Annotated in this window: 15 protein-coding genes and 2 tRNA genes; 3 read left to right on the forward strand and 14 right to left on the reverse strand. The window is 55.1% G+C overall.

Going from position 1 to position 17,422, the window contains the following annotated elements; genetic code table 11:
• Positions 1-157 precede the first annotated feature (157 nt).
• From BQ7364_RS09500 to BQ7364_RS09555, 12 genes are all read right to left on the reverse strand, one after another.
• Positions 158-1,303 (reverse strand): VWA domain-containing protein, encoded by a 1,146-nt coding sequence (locus BQ7364_RS09500; protein WP_072684478.1) that lies wholly within the window; start codon positions 1,301-1,303, stop codon positions 158-160.
• A complete protein-coding gene (locus BQ7364_RS09505) occupies positions 1,303-3,513 on the reverse strand; it encodes a DUF5682 family protein (protein ID WP_072684479.1) in 2,211 nt (736 codons plus the stop codon). Before BQ7364_RS09505 ends, BQ7364_RS09500 begins: the two co-directional genes overlap by 1 nt.
• Positions 3,513-4,601, reverse strand: coding sequence for an ATP-binding protein (locus BQ7364_RS09510; protein ID WP_195547935.1), 1,089 nt, complete (start codon positions 4,599-4,601; stop codon positions 3,513-3,515). Before BQ7364_RS09510 ends, BQ7364_RS09505 begins: the two co-directional genes overlap by 1 nt.
• The gene (locus tag BQ7364_RS09515; RefSeq protein WP_072684481.1) at positions 4,601-6,520 is read right to left on the reverse strand and encodes a hypothetical protein; all 1,920 of its coding nucleotides are present in this window, start codon (positions 6,518-6,520) and stop codon (positions 4,601-4,603) included. Before BQ7364_RS09515 ends, BQ7364_RS09510 begins: the two co-directional genes overlap by 1 nt.
• A gap of 12 nt (positions 6,521-6,532) precedes the next feature.
• Positions 6,533-7,957: an SWIM zinc finger family protein gene (locus BQ7364_RS09520; protein ID WP_072684482.1), complete on the reverse strand. Its 1,425-nt coding sequence runs from the start codon at positions 7,955-7,957 to the stop codon at positions 6,533-6,535.
• 252 nt (positions 7,958-8,209) lie between these two features.
• The gene (locus tag BQ7364_RS09525; protein WP_072684483.1) at positions 8,210-8,788 is read right to left on the reverse strand and encodes a hypothetical protein; all 579 of its coding nucleotides are present in this window, start codon (positions 8,786-8,788) and stop codon (positions 8,210-8,212) included.
• A complete protein-coding gene (locus tag BQ7364_RS09530) occupies positions 8,785-9,294 on the reverse strand; it encodes a tRNA (cytidine(34)-2'-O)-methyltransferase (RefSeq protein ID WP_006060655.1) in 510 nt (169 codons plus the stop codon). The genes BQ7364_RS09525 and BQ7364_RS09530 overlap by 4 nt, the downstream gene beginning before the upstream one ends.
• Entirely contained in the window at positions 9,291-9,989 is a 699-nt protein-coding gene (locus tag BQ7364_RS09535) for a TIGR01906 family membrane protein (protein ID WP_072684484.1), read from the reverse strand. Before BQ7364_RS09535 ends, BQ7364_RS09530 begins: the two co-directional genes overlap by 4 nt.
• Positions 9,976-10,566, reverse strand: a complete 591-nt coding sequence (locus tag BQ7364_RS09540) for an XTP/dITP diphosphatase (protein WP_072684485.1) — start codon at positions 10,564-10,566, stop codon at positions 9,976-9,978. The genes BQ7364_RS09535 and BQ7364_RS09540 overlap by 14 nt, the downstream gene beginning before the upstream one ends.
• On the reverse strand, positions 10,551-12,209 hold the full coding sequence (locus BQ7364_RS09545; RefSeq protein WP_072684486.1) for a B12-binding domain-containing radical SAM protein: 1,659 nt from the start codon (positions 12,207-12,209) through the stop codon (positions 10,551-10,553). The genes BQ7364_RS09540 and BQ7364_RS09545 overlap by 16 nt, the downstream gene beginning before the upstream one ends.
• Positions 12,210-12,331: 122 nt before the next feature.
• Positions 12,332-13,312, reverse strand: coding sequence for a hypothetical protein (locus tag BQ7364_RS09550; protein ID WP_072684487.1), 981 nt, complete (start codon positions 13,310-13,312; stop codon positions 12,332-12,334).
• Positions 13,312-14,388, reverse strand: a complete 1,077-nt coding sequence (locus tag BQ7364_RS09555; protein WP_072684488.1) for a M42 family metallopeptidase — start codon at positions 14,386-14,388, stop codon at positions 13,312-13,314. Before BQ7364_RS09555 ends, BQ7364_RS09550 begins: the two co-directional genes overlap by 1 nt.
• Before the next feature lie 142 nt (positions 14,389-14,530).
• On the opposite strand from BQ7364_RS09555, the gene BQ7364_RS09560 reads away from it, so the two are divergent.
• Positions 14,531-14,605, forward strand: a tRNA-Gln gene (locus BQ7364_RS09560).
• A 232-nt stretch (positions 14,606-14,837) separates the two neighbouring features.
• Entirely contained in the window at positions 14,838-15,218 is a 381-nt protein-coding gene (locus BQ7364_RS09565; protein WP_072684572.1) for a YkvA family protein, read from the forward strand.
• A gap of 102 nt (positions 15,219-15,320) precedes the next feature.
• Here the strand turns inward: BQ7364_RS09565 and BQ7364_RS09570 are convergent.
• Positions 15,321-15,395, reverse strand: a tRNA-Gln gene (locus BQ7364_RS09570).
• A 217-nt stretch (positions 15,396-15,612) separates the two neighbouring features.
• Positions 15,613-15,777 (reverse strand): hypothetical protein, encoded by a 165-nt coding sequence (locus tag BQ7364_RS18005; RefSeq protein WP_159432787.1) that lies wholly within the window; start codon positions 15,775-15,777, stop codon positions 15,613-15,615.
• Between the two features lie 136 nt (positions 15,778-15,913).
• Between BQ7364_RS18005 and gltX the strand changes: the two genes are divergently transcribed.
• The gene (gltX, locus tag BQ7364_RS09575; RefSeq protein WP_072684489.1) at positions 15,914-17,374 is read left to right on the forward strand and encodes a glutamate--tRNA ligase; all 1,461 of its coding nucleotides are present in this window, start codon (positions 15,914-15,916) and stop codon (positions 17,372-17,374) included.
• Positions 17,375-17,422: the final 48 nt, after the last annotated feature.

Below are 17,422 nucleotides of genomic sequence, written 5' to 3' on the forward strand. Positions count from 1 at the left end.
TTTCCTCCTTAACTCTAAATCAGGACTGCCGGATTCTCTCCGGTACTGAAAAAAGCAGGGAAAAATCCCTGCTTTTTTCTATTTTTCCACGCAGAACAAAATTAATCACCAATGCCGCGGAAAGGATCGTCGCCAACCTTGCCGCTTTTTAAGTGAATCAGCCGAACCGGGCCAGATCCTGTTTCTGGAAAACCGCCTGAAGCAGCTCCGGCAGCCGCTGGGGCGTGCAGGCAAAACAGGGAATCGCGAGATTGGCCACGCGCTGCGCCATATCCTGGCTGTAATACGGCTTGCCGCCATCCTGAATCGCCAACAGGCAGATCACGGTCACACCGCTTTCCTTCATCGCCTGCAGCCGGTGAAGCAGTCCGGCGTGATTGCCGCCTTCATCCAGATCGGAAATCAAGAAAAAAATTGTTTTGTTCGGCTCCTCAATCAGCTGTTCACAATATTTTACCGATTTATGGATATCGGTTCCCCCGCCCAGCTGGAAACCGTAAAGCAGCTCGACCGGATCGCTGCACAGCTCGCTGAGATCCACAATCGTCGTATCGAATGCCACGACGTGCGTGCGCACTGCGTTCATACTCGCCAAGATGCAGGCTGTGACGGAGGAATAGAGGATCGAGCTGGACATGGAACCGCTCTGATCAATATCCAGAATCACATGCCAGCGGTTGCTTTTCTGCTTGCGGTCAAAAAAATAGACGCGTTCCGGTACGATCGTCTGCAGCGCAGGCGAATAGTGCTTCAGATTTTTGCGCACGGTATAAGGAAAATCAATCGCCGCGGCGCTGGGCAGCGGGGAATGCTCCTGCTTCGCCAGGGCGGCATGCACGCACCGCTGCAGCTGTGAGGCCAGCTGACGGTTGATCAGCTCGACAATTTTACGGATGTAGGCGCGCGCCTGATCCTTCGACTTCGCCGGGATCAGATCTTTTAACGTAAGCAATACGCTGGCCATTTCCAAATCCGGTTCCAGCTGTTCCAGCAGCTCCGGCTCCATCAACAGCTGCTTCCAGCCTTTCCGTTCGATCGCATCCTGCTGAATGACTTTGACCAGATCCGGATCAAACAGCGAGCGGATGTCTTTGAGCCACTTTGTAATCTGCGGATGGCTGGGGCCCAGGCCGGCTCCGCCGCCCGCAGCTTCCCCGATTCCGCCATACACCGCCGCCAGCGCGGCATCCAGCGCCAGACCGCGGCGGTCCAGCTTAAAATCGGGATCCAGCTTCTGAAATTCAGACTCTGTTTGAGCGCCGAGGATTAACCGCCAGCGCGTTAGTTTTTGTTGAGTATCCATCAGAATTCACCAAAATCAAAATCTTCCAGTTCGCTCAGAAGATCTTGTTCCTCTTGTTTTAACTCGTCGTTGAGCACTTCCGCAACGCTGTCTTCATCCAGCTGCCACAGACTGCCCAGATTCTGCGCGACCGCTTGCTTTTCCGCGGCGCTGTATGTGCCGAACGCCCGCCGCAAAACCAGCAGAATACGCTGGAAATCGGGATCGGGCAGACTGGCGATGTATTCGTCGAGCTGCCGCCACAGATACGCGCGGGCGATCAGGGCGTAGTGATTGCGCAGCATCAGGCCCTCAAAGCTGGCCGCCGCGATTTCCGCGGGCACCCCCGGCGACAGCCGGTAGCTTATCCACTGCTCCAACTCCGCTTCCGCTAACAGTCCCCGTTCCAGCCGGATCGCCGCCGCATAGCCGCCTAACAGCGGATGGACGTCGTCGCGGCCGGACAATTCCGTTAAGACGTCCAGCCAGGTTTCCTCCATGTAATGGTCGTGCAGGATCGACAGCTCATTGATGGAACCCAGCGCTTCCATTACGCCGCGGGCGGCTTTGCCATCGCACTGGCAGCTGCCCGGACAGAGCAGCAGCGCGCGGTAAAACAGCTGGTGAAACAACGGCTCAATCGCCGTACTGTCCATCCGCCGCAGCGAACCAAACCGCAGCAGCGTGCTCAGCCGGCGCGCCGTCCTGACGATTTCCTCCAGCGCTGAGGAATCGATCGCCAGCGCCTGCACCGCTTTTAACGCATCGTCAAGACTTTCCTGCAAGCCGCAGAGAAACGCTTCTTCCATGACCGCCGCGCATTCGCTGAGCTGCTGCGCCTGAGTCAATTGCCGGCGCAGCACAAACTGAGCGGCGGAGGCGACGCTGTCGCCGGAAAGCGATGCTTCAATCAACGTGATCTCCGCCGTGCTGCTCCACTTCAAATCCCAGCTTTCCTTCCAATCGCCGCGGGCCTGAGTTCCCGGCCGCAGCGTGCCAAACGGAACGCCGAGTATCCGCAGCCGATGCAGAAACATCGACCGGCGCAGATCGAGAAACGCGGACGCTTCCGTCTTCACCGTGGTCTTCTCCCGCAGATCCAGCTCCAGTAAATTCGCCGTCAGCGTGTTGTAGCGCTGCAGCTTCAACGTCCGCAGCGCATGATAAAAATCATTCTGAATCGCCGTCTGCGACAGACCCTGAGGCAGACTTCCGATCGCTGTGCCGATCTCCGTATCGACAAACGCTTCCATTAAAACCGCCGGCCGGCCCTCACCCATACAGGCCATCGCGGCATCCTTTAAATCCTGCAAAGAAGGCGTCGCTTCCTGCCGCAGCGCGGCCAGACTCTGGGCCAGCTGCAGCGCTTCGATGACCTGGGCGGTGGAACAAGGATAGCCATGTTTACGTTGATAAAACGATAATTGCGACAAGTAAGCCGCGGCCGCCTGATCAGGGTGCCCCTTGCGTCCATACTGCCAGAGTTGTTCATAGTAGGCCGGCGCTTTGTTGCCGGCGCCATACCCTGAGAGCGAGGCCAGCCGGAAATAGGAATACGGCATGAGCGTTCGCCGGACGGACAGCGCTGGAAGCTTTTCTGCTTGTTCTGAGGCCGCCGGTGTTTCAAGACCTTCGCCATGGTACGCGCCGCAGATCACCGCAATTCGTTCTTCGTCGATTCCGCTTTCAATATAATGATCAATGACCCCGCGCATAAACGCCTCACGGCGCAGCGTCAGCGCAACCGGCGGCTGAAGCTGGCGCAGATGATGCGCGAACAGCGCCAGCGCTTCGGCAAACTTCGCCCCGTCCGTTTCATGCTCAAACATCCGTTCCCAACGATCCTCTTCATCCAGCTTCAAATCCATGGCCTGATCCTGCGCCTGATCGTTTTCCTGCGGTTTGTCCGGCGTATCATTCTCCAGAAACGCCGCGGCAGGCAGATCCATAAATGCGCACGGTACCTGATGGGCATGCGCCCATTGCATCGCGACATACTCTGGCGAATAGCACGCAAACGGATATAAAACCGAGCGGACCGGCGTTGAGTCGGTATACGCCATGATCGCAAACGGCGGCGTCAGTTCGGCGCTGACGATCGCTTCGATGAAATCGCTGCAGTCACTCGGACCTTCGATCAGGACGACCTGGGGCTGAAGCTGATCAAGAAACGCGCTGAGATGGAGCGAACAGGCCGGCGAGAGATGACGGACGCCGAAAACCGCAGCCATTATTTATTCAGCTCCATGCATGCGTGATAGAGCTCATAATAGGCCAGGCCTTTCTTCTTCAGAATATTTTCCAGATAGTCCTTCCACGCCACGCCGTCTTTCGCTTCATCCTTGACGATCGCTCCCTGCAAGCCCGCGGCCACATCCGCGGCGCGGATTTTTCCATCCCCAAAGCTCGCCGCCAGCGCCATACTGTTCGCCAAGAGCGAAATCGCCTCGGCAGAGGACAAGACACCGGAGGTCGTTTTCACCTTCAGCTTACCATCCAGCGTCGCCCCGCCCCGCAGCTCGCGGAAGATCGTGACGACCTGTTCGACAATGTCCTGATCCGGCATTTTCGCCTGCAGGCCCAGCGATCCCGACAGCTGGCCAACCCGCTGGGTGACGATGTCCATCTCCGTCTTCAAATCGCCCGGCGCCGGCAGCACAACGATGTTAAACCGCCGTTTTAAAGCCGCTGACATCTCGTTGACGCCCTTATCGCGGGTATTCGCGGTGGCGATCAAAGAGAACCCTTTCTGCGCCGGAATTTCCAGATTCAGCTCCGGCACCGACACCCGTTTTTCCGACAGGATCGAGATCAGCGCATCCTGGACCTCGCTGGCGCAGCGGCTGATTTCCTCAAAGCGCACAAGACTGCCGCTTTCCATCGCGTGCAGCAGTGGACTTTTGACCAGGGCTTCCTCGCTGGGACCCTTGGCGATCAGCATCGCGTAGTTCCACGAATAGCGGATTGCTTCCTCGCTGGTGCCGGCGGTGCCCTGGATCACCTTTGTCGAATCGCCGTTGATCGCCGCGCACAGATGCTCGCTTAACCACGACTTCGCCGTGCCCGGCTCGCCGATCAAAAGCAGCGCCCGGTCGGTGACCAGCGTCGCAATCGCGATTTCGACTAAGCGCGGATTGCCGATATATTTCGGCGTGATCTCGAGCTTGCCGCTGCGCCCGCCGCAGATATAGGTGAAGACGGAACGGGGCGACATGTTCCAGCCGGGCGGAACCGGGTATTGTTCGTTGGCGATTAACGTATCCAGTTCCGTTTGATACAAGATCTCGGCCGGCAGCCGTTGAAATTTCTGATTTTCCATTATTCATCCTCGCTTTCTTCACATTGCGTGATCGCACTTTCCAGCACGTAGAACTCCCACAACTGGGCGTTCGGCCGTTTCTTCTTCCAATAGTCCTGCAGCTCGTTTAAGACCGGAATTGCTTCGCGCGGGCGGCAGAAAGCACGCGTCATCATCGCCATCTGTCCCGGGCCGAAAGCGCTGTGTTTTAAATAGGCAAGCAGCTCTTCCTGCAGCGGCAGTCCGTAAACTTGTTTAAAATACAAGTGCCCTGCCGTCTGGCGGCGTTGATCAAAATAATCGAAAAGCTTCTGCTTCAGGAGGGCATTTTCCGGATCGGCCAGATGCACCAGCACACTGCTGCCTAACGGATCCTCCGCCCCGTAAACCGTGGCCATGGTTTTCTTGAACAGTCCCTTCTCCACGTTCCGCTGTCCCGTTAACAGGTCGATCCAGCGCAGATCGAATGTCTTCCCTAACGGAATAACTGCCGTGTCTTCCTGAAGTGGATTGGCGATCAAGGCGCTGCGGTAAACGTATTGCTTTAAAGCCTCATCGTATTCCACACAGGCCCAGAGCTGATTGAAAAAGGAACGCGGCTGACCGGCAAACGCTTCCGTCAATTCCTCGTATGCCTGCTCAAAGTTCTGAATCAGACGCATCCGGGCGTACAGCGCGGCGGTTTTGTCCGGCCAGCGCTGAACAAGCGTCTTGATCAATGCTTCGGCCGCGTCGTTTTGATCCGCCAGCCAGCTGGTGAACACGATTTCCAAAACGGTTTCACTCAACGTCCGCTCGCAGCTGCCGGCGACCAGATAGGCTAACGGCTTGACCCGCGCAAAGCGGATATGCGTGCGGAATGGCTTTTTTTGATGATCGCGGACCGCGCTGAACGCAGCGTCCTGATCGAGAATCCAGCTCACCAGCTCCGTGATGGCCGGATCGGTTTTATAGGCGAGAAGCTTCAAGGATTCGATCAGCGCCTTTTCCGCATCGAGCGTAGGCAGCGCCTGAGCTTCCAGCACAGACTGCAGCTGTTCCTTCACGCTGGCGCAGACCAGCGCGGTGATCTCAGGATCGTTGGTATAGCCGGCATAGTGCAGAAAACGGCTGTTTTTACGGATCTTTTCCAACAAAAACGCGTCGACCTTCGGATCGCGGATGCGTGTCAGGGCGTACAGCGCAGTTTCTTTCAGCTTCCCCTTTTCGTTATTGGCAATCTGCATCAACAGATCACAGTTGTCCGGATCGCAGGCCAGTCCCCGGATGATTTCCTTCAAAATCGCCGGCTGGGCCAGCGGAACCATCGTCCGGTAGAATGCATTTTCCCGGTTTCCCGCCAGATCGACGATCAGCCGGATCCGCCGCAGCATCGCCTTCTTGCCGGCGGGATCGAAGCCTTCCTTTAAAAACGGAACGATCCCCGCCCCGCAAGAACGCAGAATCTGTTCGTTAAGTTCAGCCAGTTCGCCATACGCGTCGTCCAGGTCCGCGATCAGCGCCGGCAGCACGCGGTAGTCCGCGAACCGTTCAGGATGATGCTGATACGTTTTTTCAATAATTTCGTAGCGTCCGCTTCCGGTTGTCGTCAAAGCCTGAATCAACGGTTTCAGCTGGGAATAGCGGATGTCGGTATAGGCTTTTTCTGCCGGCAGAACGATCGCTTCACCGGCGGCTTCCGTTTTCCAATCCGCCTGGGTGATCAGCAGCGCTTCCAACAGCGACAACGTTTCCAACAGCCGGTCCGCGAACAACTCGGGATCGTCCGCCAGACTTTGAAGCAAATTGTAAAGCCGCTGGAACACTGGGGATTTCGCGGCGAGCACGCCGACCTTTTTCTGTAATTCTGGCAGCCGCGGGTCGCTGAGCAGAATCATGCCGCCCGCCGCCAGTCCCGTCCGCAGCCGGGTTTGCAGATCAAATAAAAGTTGCAGAATCATTTCCGCCACCTCCTAGTACAACAGCCGGACGATGTGTTCGGCGCTGATTAAACTCATCGGCTTCGCGATGAGCCGGTGGGTTTGGGCTTCGTAGGAAAACAAGAGAAGCGCGCATTGGTCTGCCAACAATTTCTGTTCAGGCAGTGCCGTCAGCGCCATCAACGACATTCCCTCCAGCGGCGAAAGCGCAAGCGCCTCGCCCTGCCGGTCCAACATCACAAACTCCTCGTCCTGGCGGCGGATCTCGGCATACGCGACAAGCGCCGCGACTTCATTTTTAACGAAGGGGTTTTTCAGCTTGTTTTTAACGTCCTTGATCACCGTTTCCAGCGTTTCGCCGGCGGCTTGCCGGATCCGGGCATAATCGTCCCCGTTCAGCGGCTCGGTTGTCCTTGTTTCTTCATAGCGCAGCCGGCGGTTGCCGGCGCCGGGGTACAGGTAGACCGTGGGCGCCTTGATTTTCATCAATACGCTGTCTTCTTCCCGGATGTATTTCTCCGCCTTTTTCGGCCGGATATGAATTGTTTTATGAATTTCATTGAGCGGATGGACAAACCAGAACCCTTCCTCCACGGTTTCCAGATGCGCTGAATCATAACGCACGCGGAAGCCGAGCTGAATCAGAGACTGTTCCCCAATCTCAAAGCCTTGTTCCTTCAAGTCGCTGAGATTCCAAATCGTGCCGAGTCCCTCTTCTATTCCCTTTTCTTCGGGAGTCACCGGCTGATCCTGAAGCTTCTTGTTCAGATACTGCCGGCCCTGCTTTACCGTCTGATTCAGCCGCAAAAGTTCGGTAAACACCGCGTCGTAAGTTCCCTCTGAAGTCTGAGCGGTGCGCGCTGCCGCGATCAGCGTCACAAGCTGGCGCTGAATGCCGGGCAGATAATAATCGTTCATCTGCTTCGCCAGCGCTTCGTAATCCTTAAGCGAATTGTTGACAAACGCGCTTACGCCGCTGCGCACGAGATCCCGCAGCATTCTGTCGCAGACGTCCAGTCCCTCCATCTGCTTCAGCCAGCGTTTTTTATTCGCCGTCTTCTTCGTTTTCTTCGGCTTTGCCTGCGGCGGCTCGGCATCCGTTTCCGGCTGGGTGCTCCGCTTCGCCAGCCGCTCGCGCTTTCTGAGGATATCCTCCGGAATCGCGCACGTTTCAAACGCCGCTTTCTGGGCTATCGCGTACAACAAGCCGAGGCTGTGCTTGCACGGAAACTGCCGGCTCGGACAGCTGCACCGGAATACCGGATGCGCCGGGTCCAGAAAATCGGCGGACGTCGTATAATTAGAGCTGCCGCTGCCCTGGCATTCTCCCCTATAAAAAGTATCGTCCTCGCTGCGAACCAGCCTGACAAATTTGCCGCTCTGAACAAGCGCTTTCGCATTCTTCAGTGCGTTCGCGTTGACAGCCTGTTCCGCGATCCAGCTTTCTTTGATCTCCATACCGTTCCTCCTGACTTTGTGATGCTTTAATTTTACCATAGATGAGGAAGAACGCAGTAAGAGATCGTCCGATTTACGAAATTCTTCATCGTTAGAATCCCGCCCCAGTTTCCCCCGCCCTGCTCAACGATTGCCGGATACGGAGATTGTAGGATAAAGAATAAAAAAAAGCCCGAAAGCAAAGCAGCGAACCGGCTTAAGGACTTCTTGAATTTCTTATGATCTATGCGAATTGTTTTTCGCTGGAACTCACTATGACTTCACATTCTCCGGCGCCAGAAAATCGCGGTAGAGCGCTAAGGGAATCTGAATCAGCGCCAGCATCAGCTGCAGCGTTGCCAACGACCCCACGGCGATTCCGGCATAGGCAAACTGCTGGATCGCTTTGAGCGTAGTGAGGGAAAAATAGCTGCGCGTTACAAAAAAACCGCCGGCGATCACCATGACCAGCTCGCATCCGATCAAGCAGCCTAAGCCCCTACGTTTACGTCGGAGATTCTTATCCTTGCCGCGCTGGGTGAAAAACATCGCGGCGACCAGGAGAAAGCCGATCTGCGGCCAGGCCAGCGCCGTTACCGCACTGCTCAGCCAGTCGGAAAAGGCCAGCGGCGTCGCCAACAGATTCAGGATCGTCCGCCCCAGCCACGTTCCCTCTACCCAGGGATGGTGCGTCAGCGCCAGCACATCCTCAATGCTGCGCAGCTGGACTAACAAATACCCCATCCGGGCGTTGGCGAAGGCAAACACAGCCGCGCACGCACAGCCGGTGCAGAACAAAATACAGATCCGGCGTTTTTCGGTTTGAAGCAGACGGTTGAACAACGTGATCATACCAACAGCCAATCCTCTCCCTTGATGTGCTCCGTTTTGCTTAAGCCCGGATAATCGAGCTGGCGCAGCACTTCATAAACGCAGATCGCGACGCAGTTGCTTAAGTTCAGGCTGCGGGCGTCGGCAACCATCGGCAGCCGCGCGCAGCGGTCGAGATGATCGCGCAGGATCGCCTTGGGAATACCTGTGCTTTCGCGGCCGAACACCAGATAAATATCCTTTTCCGTCCGGGTATAGTCGAAACTGGCCGGCGGCTGCTTGCCATAGCGGGTTAAGAAGTAAAACTCCCCGTCCGGATTTTGCGCGCAGAACGCCGCCCAATCCGGATAGACGCTCATCTGCAGCTTTTCCCGGTAATCCATCCCGGAACGGCGGATCTTCTGTTCGTCTAACGAAAAACCCAGCGGCTCGATTAAATGCAGCCGGCAGTTCGCCGCGACGCAGGTCCGCATGATATTGCCGGTATTCTGCGGAATCTCCGGCTCATATAAAACAACGTGAATCACGCTTGAACACCTCCTTTGCTTTCAAACCAGGCCAAGCCCAGGCAGACCAGATAGCCCAGCCCGAACCCGCCGAGAATCCGGAATACCAGATTGAAGAAAAAGGTTTCCGGAACCATCATGATCAAGACGTCGGTATTGGGATCGAGCAGCCACAGGTCATTGCGGAAAAAGATATGATGGAACATCGTCCAGAATTCATTGAAATCGAGAAACGCGTAAAACGCCAGCGCCCCCGCCAGGCCCATCAGCACCGCCGAGGTTTTTAAAAACATCTTCGCCGTCTGCCGCCGCAGCGCCTTATCCTTTTTCATCACCAACAGACCCAATCCCACGATCACGATCGCCGCCGCCAAGTTCCGCACGCTCATCGCGTTGAGATAGAGTGCCTGAACGTCGACCATGTGGTCTTTTTCCCGCTGATTGAAAACCTCCTGCACCTGACCGTTGATGACAGCCTGTACGTCGAGATTTTCACGCTTGCCCTGGGTGTAGTCCAACAGCACGTCGGTCGTTAAATCTAGATCTTCCTCGCTCATGCCGATCGTCTGCGCGGTGTTCAGCTGGCGGTATTGATCGGCGTAAAACGGCCGGCTGAAGCAGTTGAGATCAACCGACGTCAAAATCAGCACGGCGATGAGTGCCACCGACCAGACCGCCTGCAGCGCCTTGACGAGAAACGAATCAGTTTTCTTCATGATGTAAATACTCCATTAACAAGCGCATCGCCTTGCCGCGGTGACTGACCTGATTCTTTTCTTCCTCACTTGCCTCAGCAAGTGTTTTGCACAGCGGCGGATAATAGAAAATCGGATCGTAGCCAAAGCCCTTACCCCCGGCGGGCTGGAACGCAACCGTTCCTTCGACCGTCCCCTCAAACACCTCGGTCGGCCTGTCCGGGCGCGCCAAGGCGATCGCGCAGACAAACCGGCAGGTGCGGTCCGCCTGGCCGCTGACGCGCTCGATCAGATTCCGGTTCTTGATTTCATAGCTTGTATCATGGCCCAAATATCGGGCTGAATACACGCCGGGTTCCTTGTTTAACGCGTCGATTTCCAATCCGGAATCATCGGAAATCACAGTGCAGCCCAGCTGCGCGCACAGCGCTTCGGCTTTGATTACGGCGTTGGCCGCAAATGTCGTTCCGGTTTCCTCCGGCTCGGCAAACGTGCCGCATTCCTTCATGCCGATCACGGTGATCCCCAGCGGCGCAAACAGCGTGCGGAATTCCTCAATCTTATGTTGATTGCCCGACGCAATTACGATTTTATCCATTCTTGTTGTTCCTCCTCACTGAGCCAGATCCGCCGCACCGGCTGTCCGGGAACGGCCAGCACGATCTGAATCTGAATCCCGCCGGCCTGCCAGCCGACGTCAATTTGGGTATAATTATAAACCTGCTGCTCGTCAAAATCCATCCGCTGAACTAAATTCCTGCGGATTTCCTTGCGCTCCTCGGCGCTGAGATGCCGGATCGCCAGCGGCTTCTGGCGATGGGCAGACTGCATCAGATAATCGGTATTGACCCGCGCCTGCGCTTCCGATTCTCCCAGCAGCGGCGTTAACACCTCGATCAGCAGCTCATAGAGATCTTTCAGCTGATACGGATGGGGCAGCGCTTGCAGCCGCGCCCCGGCCTGCGCCATCAGGGCATAAGCGCTCAACTGGGGATGCTCCGCAAAGACGCTCTGTAAACAAGCCCGGCAGCGGCCGCTGTTGAGCAGCTTTTCCGTCGCCAGATGCACGCACTCTACTTCCGCCAGATCCGCTTCGCTCAGCCACGCTGTCTTCGTCACGGTATACGGCGTCTGCGCTTCAAATTCCATACCCCAGCCCGGTGCGCGTGCGATCATCGCGGTCCCCTTCAATAATTTCAGGATGCCGACCTGCAGCTCGCTGGGACACACGGCGAACAACCCGTTGTAGGATTGTTCAAAACTGGCCCGATCCTCATATGGCAGCCCCGCGATCAGATCCAGATGACAGATGTAGCCGCGCTTTAACAGCCGGCTTGTGACCTCAAGCAGACGCTGGTTGTCCTGCCGCCGGTCCACCGCTTCCAGGGTTTTGGAATTCAGCGACTGCACGCCGATTTCAAAACGGTAGCGGGCCGGATCGGCTTCCTGTTCAAAGAAATCCAGCATCGCTTCGCTGATCGTATCGGCGACAACCTCAAACTGGAAGTTGATCGAAGGCGGCAGCGTTTCAATAAACCGTGCGATCCGCAGCGCCCGCTCGGGCATCACGTTGTACGTCCGGTCTAAAAACTTCACCTGCTTGACCGTCCGCTCTGCCAGCGGCGCCAGCTGCCGCAGGACATACGCTTCCGAAAACATCCGCACACGGTTGTCCGCCGAGGACAGGCAGTACGCACAATGATACGGACAACCCCGCGAGGTTTCAAGATAGAGGTAGCGATGCGCCATTGCTTCCTCGTCCATCGCCAGCCAGTAAGGACTTTCCAACGTTTCCAGCCAGTTCAGGTCCACTCGTGCGTAAGCAACCGGACTGACGTAATCGCGGCTGACTAACCCGTCGATATCCGCTTCCCGGCGCACCGCCTGCCAGAACGTCTTCTCGCCCTCGCCCCGCAGCACCGCTTCAATCCCGGTGTCCAGCCAGTCTTCGCATTGATAGGAAACCTCCGGCCCGCCGATCAGAATTCGGACATGGGGCAGCTTGCGCTTGAGAATCGCAATCCATTTCCGGGTCAAATCCGCATTCCAGATATAGACCGAAATTCCGATCACCTCCGGCTGCCGCGAAGCGATCAGATCGCTGATCCGTTCCAAATCATCCTTGATCACAAACTCCATCAGCTCGACATCCGCCTCCGGAATCCGGCTGACATACAGCCAGCGCAGCGCCAGATTTTTATGGATATATTTGGCGTTGAGCGTGGTTAGCACAACTTTCATGTTTTATCACCTTTGCTATTCTAGCAGAAATCCCCTCGCTTTTCTATCCCCGGATCCCGCCGCAAACCGGTTTCGACAGAAAAAAAACTTTCCTTATGCCCAAGCCTAAGGAAAGTGCAATTTCAAGCGTTCAGTTCTTCTTCAATCCATTGAATCGCCGGGTTTTCGCTCAGTATCTGATCGATCAGCCGGTTCATCTCGTCGACGCTGCGGCCGCTGTTGTGCGCGGAAACCAACGTGACCCAGCGGTCCGGTTCGTCACTGCGCTGCGCCTGCAGCAGCATCATCGGCATCTGGAAACTCTCAAACCGACGCCGGCAGCGCAGCCGCAGGATCGGCGCCAACGTCTGGAAATGGAGCGTTTTCCCGGTCTCCAGCAGCACGCCGTGATGGACGATCAGCTTGAACGAAGGATAATAAGCCGCCTGTTCAAAGTCGTCCGCCAGGCGATCGTACAGGCCTTTTTCTTCGGCTTCTTCCAGCTGCTGACGAGCGGTTTTCTTGTTATAGCGGCCGCTTAAGATCAGCAGCACGCCGGCCCCGCCCAGACCGATCAAGATCAGAACGTTAGCTAAGGGAAAGGAATGCTGCGCACCCTCGACTAACATCAGCGAACCGATTTCATCCTGCAGCGTCGTCGGATCAGCGTTCTCGTCGATCAGTATCTGCACGACTTCCAGCGCATATTCCTGCAGCTGTTCGGGAATCGCCGCGCTTAAGCCTTCGACCACTAACGGCAGCGGCGCAATGTCCGTATCACCGTAGCTGTAATCGATGATCGGCCCGCAGCGCTTCGCCGTCGCTTCGCTCAGCATCACAATCCGCCAGGATAACCCGTCGGACGCTAAATAATAATGATTGGTCTTGTAGCCGTCGCTGCTGCTGGCAAACTCCTCGGTGCACAGCTGGATCTCATATTTCGCCTGTTCGTTGATCAGCGACGTTTCCGTTAACGGCTTCGGCCCGGAGGGCTTAAATATCGTATTGATGAGGATCGGATAAAGCACCGCGCCCGCAAGCAGAACCGCGCCCAGAAGCATCCGCAGATGATTGCGCTTAAAGACCGCGTCGACCGGTCCCAGCGTTCTCCATGGGGATTCCATTACAAACCGTCCACGTCAGCCGCGCTTACGGTATCGACAACGGCTTTCGCTAACGCCACTGCGGCTTCCACATCCGCCAGACAGGCGATGCCGTGATGTGAATGAATGTAGCGGACCGGAATCCCCAAGACGACCGTCGGAATGCCGCGCTGACTTAACTGAATCATCGCGCCGTTATTTCCGCCGCCGCTGCGTACCGATTCCTGAACCGGAATACCGCGGTCATGAGCCAAGTTCAAAACCTGGCGCATCCAGCGGGGATTGGCAATGATCGAGCGATCCATGTGCCGCAGCATCGGCCCTTTTCCCATCGCCGTCTGGCAGAGCCAGTCTTCCGTAAACGTATCGTCCGCCGGACAGCCCTCGAACACGATCGCTACGTCCGCCTCCAGCTGATGCAGCGCCGTCTGGATACCGCGGTCGCCGACTTCCTCCTGACTAGACAGACAGGCTGCGACATGATTGCGGTGAACGGCTGGATCGATTTGATCCAGCGTTTCCAATAGCGCCGCCACGCCGATCCGGCAGTCCAGCGCCTTGCCGATAATCAAGCCCTTCTCCCTCTGGATTTCGCATGTCACATCCGGCACGACCGGCGCACCGATATCAATTTGAAATACATCGCGGGTTTCTTCCAGCGAATGCGATCCGACGTCGATCACCATCGCACTGATCTCAGACGGCGCCCGCCGCTCGCTCTCGCTCATAAAATGCACCGGCTTGGCCGCGACCACGCCGCTGATATACTCTCCCCTGCGGTTTCTGACCTTAACCTTATGCGCCGGCACGGTATTCGCCGCCCAGCCGCCTAAGGGCAGAAACGTCAGCGTGCCATTCGGTTTGATCGCCTGGACCATAAACCCCAGCTCGTCGCTGTGAGCGTCCAGCAGGATCCGGACTTCCCCATCCGCCGCCTTGGGCTGGATGATCAAATTGCGCATGTGATCCTCGCATACCGCATAGCGTGTTTCGTCGATCCAGCGCCGGGCTTCCGCCGCCGCCAGATCCTCAAAGCCGGACACGCCGTAAGCGTCGCTGAGCCGCCGGATCATCGTCAGCCGTTGTTCTGTATTCATAAAATCCCCTCACTTCTTTATCCATTGTAATCAGGAAGCGAATTTTTTGTCAATCAGGGATTCTAAAACTTTCCAGAAAAAGAAAAATTTTCAGGGTTGACTTTCTTTGAAAAAAGGGTAGAATATAAAAGCACCAAGTCATTGGGATGTAGCCAAGCGGTAAGGCTGTGGACTCTGAATCCACCATGCAAAGGTTCGAATCCTTTCATCCCAGCCATAAAAAATAGAAACCATCCAGCCGGATGGTTTTTTTGTCGCTGATGGAAAAGCTGACTGAGGAAAGGATTGACCCGCAGTTTGGCTTCTCTTTATAATAAATAAACAGAAGATAAATAACCAAACGATAAATAAACAGAAGAAAAAATGATGAATCCGATAAAACAGAAGCAATCCCTGCCTCTCTTCTTCAGGGGTTAAAAAGAATGCGAAAAGACCGGGAGGATGAACTGATGAATAAAGAAGAACGCCAACGCCGCATGAAAGATCGAATCCGTTCCTGCAAATCAGCCCTTCCCGTGCTGGCTCAGGCACTCAAAGATCCGAACACACCGAAGCGGGCGCGGTGGCTTTGCGCTCTGGCCGTCGGCTATGCCTTGTCTCCCCTTGATCTGATCCCCGATTTTATTCCCGTTTTGGGCGCGTTGGACGATCTGTTTCTGCTGCTGCCGCTCATCACGCTGGCAGTCAAATGTATTCCTGCCGAGGTCTGGCAGAAATGTCAGGCGCAGGCCCAGGCTCTGCCGCCCAAAGACGGGCGCTATGCTTTAGGCGTCGTGTTGTTTTGGCTTATTATTTTATTGTTGATTTTGAAAGGAATCGATTTGCTTTAGCCAAGCGGTTCATCTTGAATGCCCCTTCATCTCCAGCCCTCCTCGTTTTACTATAACAAGACATAAAAAAACTCATCTTTTACAGATGAGAAGTTTGTTTTATGGCTGGGATGAAAGGATTCGAACCTTTGCATGGTGGATTCAGAGTCCACAGCCTTACCGCTTGGCTACATCCCAATTTGGCTTGCTCTTATATTCTACGCTTTTTCATAAAAAAGTCAACCAGAATTTTCAAAATTTTATCAGATTTCCTTCCCCAGCGATCACGAAGTTCTCCCTTTTGATCCTTCATTTTATGTGCGTTCCGCTTTGTCGCTTCTTTTCTTATTTTGTTCGGATTCAGATTGAATGATCCCATTGAATGATCGCACGTGCTGTTCCTCATTTTATCTGACTAAGCCTCACTGGCAAAAATCCCTGCTTTACTTTTTGTACGGAAATTCTGGATCAAATCCAAACCGGGATGATGTTTATTCAGAACTGCTGCCAGCGGATTCTGCGTAAGGAATCCTGTTTGGAAATTGAAAAAAGGTTCATTTTTCAGTTTCGTTCCTCCCATAATCCCCGAAGCGTGTCCAACGCAGAAAATTCGACTGAAAAGTGTGCTAAAAAACGCCGTTTTCTGGAAAGATAAAATTGCACTTAGGGTTAACTTAAGGTACAATAAGAAAGGTTTTAGAAAAGGAAGCGTGAAAATGGAAAAAGTTAGAACTAGATTTGCACCCAGCCCAACCGGCTACATGCATATCGGAAATCTTCGCACAGCTCTTTACGAATATCTGGTCGCAAAAAAGGATGACGGAACCTTCATCCTGCGGATTGAAGACACCGACCAGGAACGTCTTGTCGAAGGTGCTGTCGATCTGATTTACACGACATTAAAGGAATGTGGTCTGGACCATGACGAAGGACCGGACGTCGGCGGCGATTATGGCTCGTATGTCCAGTCGGAACGCATGGCTTCCGGTATTTATAAAGAATATGCGGAAAAGCTGATCGAACTGGGCGGCGCGCATTACTGCTTCTGCAGCGAGGACGATATTCATCGTCAGAAGGAAGAAGCCGAAGCCAAAGGCGTCTCCTTCAAGTACAATGATCCCTGCCACAATATGACGCTGGAAGAAGCGCGGCAGCGGATTGCCAATGGCGAGAAATACGTTGTCCGGCAGAACATCCCGCTGACCGGCACCACTTCGTTTGACGATGAAGTTTACGGTCACATCGAAGTTGAAAACAGCATTCTGGATGAAAGCATCCTGTTAAAATCCGACGGATTCCCAACGTACAACTTCGCCAACATCATCGACGATCACATGATGAACATCACCCACGTCGTGCGCGGCAATGAGTATCTGTCGTCGACGCCGAAGTACAATCTGGTCTACCAGGCGTTTGGCTGGAACATCCCGAAATACATCCACCTGCCGCCGGTCATGAAAGATGAGCATCACAAATTAAGCAAGCGCAACGGCGACGCGTCGTTTCAGGATCTGGTAGCCAAAGGCTATCTGCCGGCCGCGATCCTCAACTACATCGCGCTGTTGGGCTGGTCGCCGGAAACGGAACAGGAAATCTACACCCTGGATGAATTGAAAAAAGCGTTCTCCGTCGAGCGCATCAGCAAATCGCCGGCGATCTTCGATATTGAAAAGCTGACGTGGATGAACGGCATGTACATCCGCAATCTGACGCTGGAGCAGTTCCATCAGCTGGCGCTGCCGCATCTGAAGAACGCCGTCAAGGGCGACTTTGACCTCGTAGAGATCAGCAAGATCCTGCAGCCGCGGGTGTCCACGCTCAATGAGATTGACGAAATGGTCGATTTCTTCAACGTTCTGCCGGAATATGACATCGCGATGTACACGCACAAAAAGATGAAGACCAATGCTGAAATTGCTCTGACTTCCCTGAAGCAGGCCCGCGAAGTGCTGGCAGCGCTGCCGCAGTGGAGCGAAGAAGCAATTCACGATTCCCTGATGAATCTGATTCAGGAATTGGGCATTAAGAATGGTCAGATGCTGTGGCCGGTTCGCACGGCCGTCAGCGGCAAGCAGTTCACCCCGGGCGGGGCGATTGAAATTGCTCACATTCTGGGCCAGGCGGAAACACTGCGCCGGATTGACACCGGCATTGCCAAACTGAGCGAACAGGCATAAGCCTTGTTTGTCTCTCCCCTGCCGCATCATAACCAAATCCCATAGTAA

This window comes from Holdemania sp. Marseille-P2844, from assembly GCF_900120005.1.
Lineage (GTDB): Bacteria > Bacillota_I > Bacilli_A > Erysipelotrichales > Erysipelotrichaceae > Holdemania.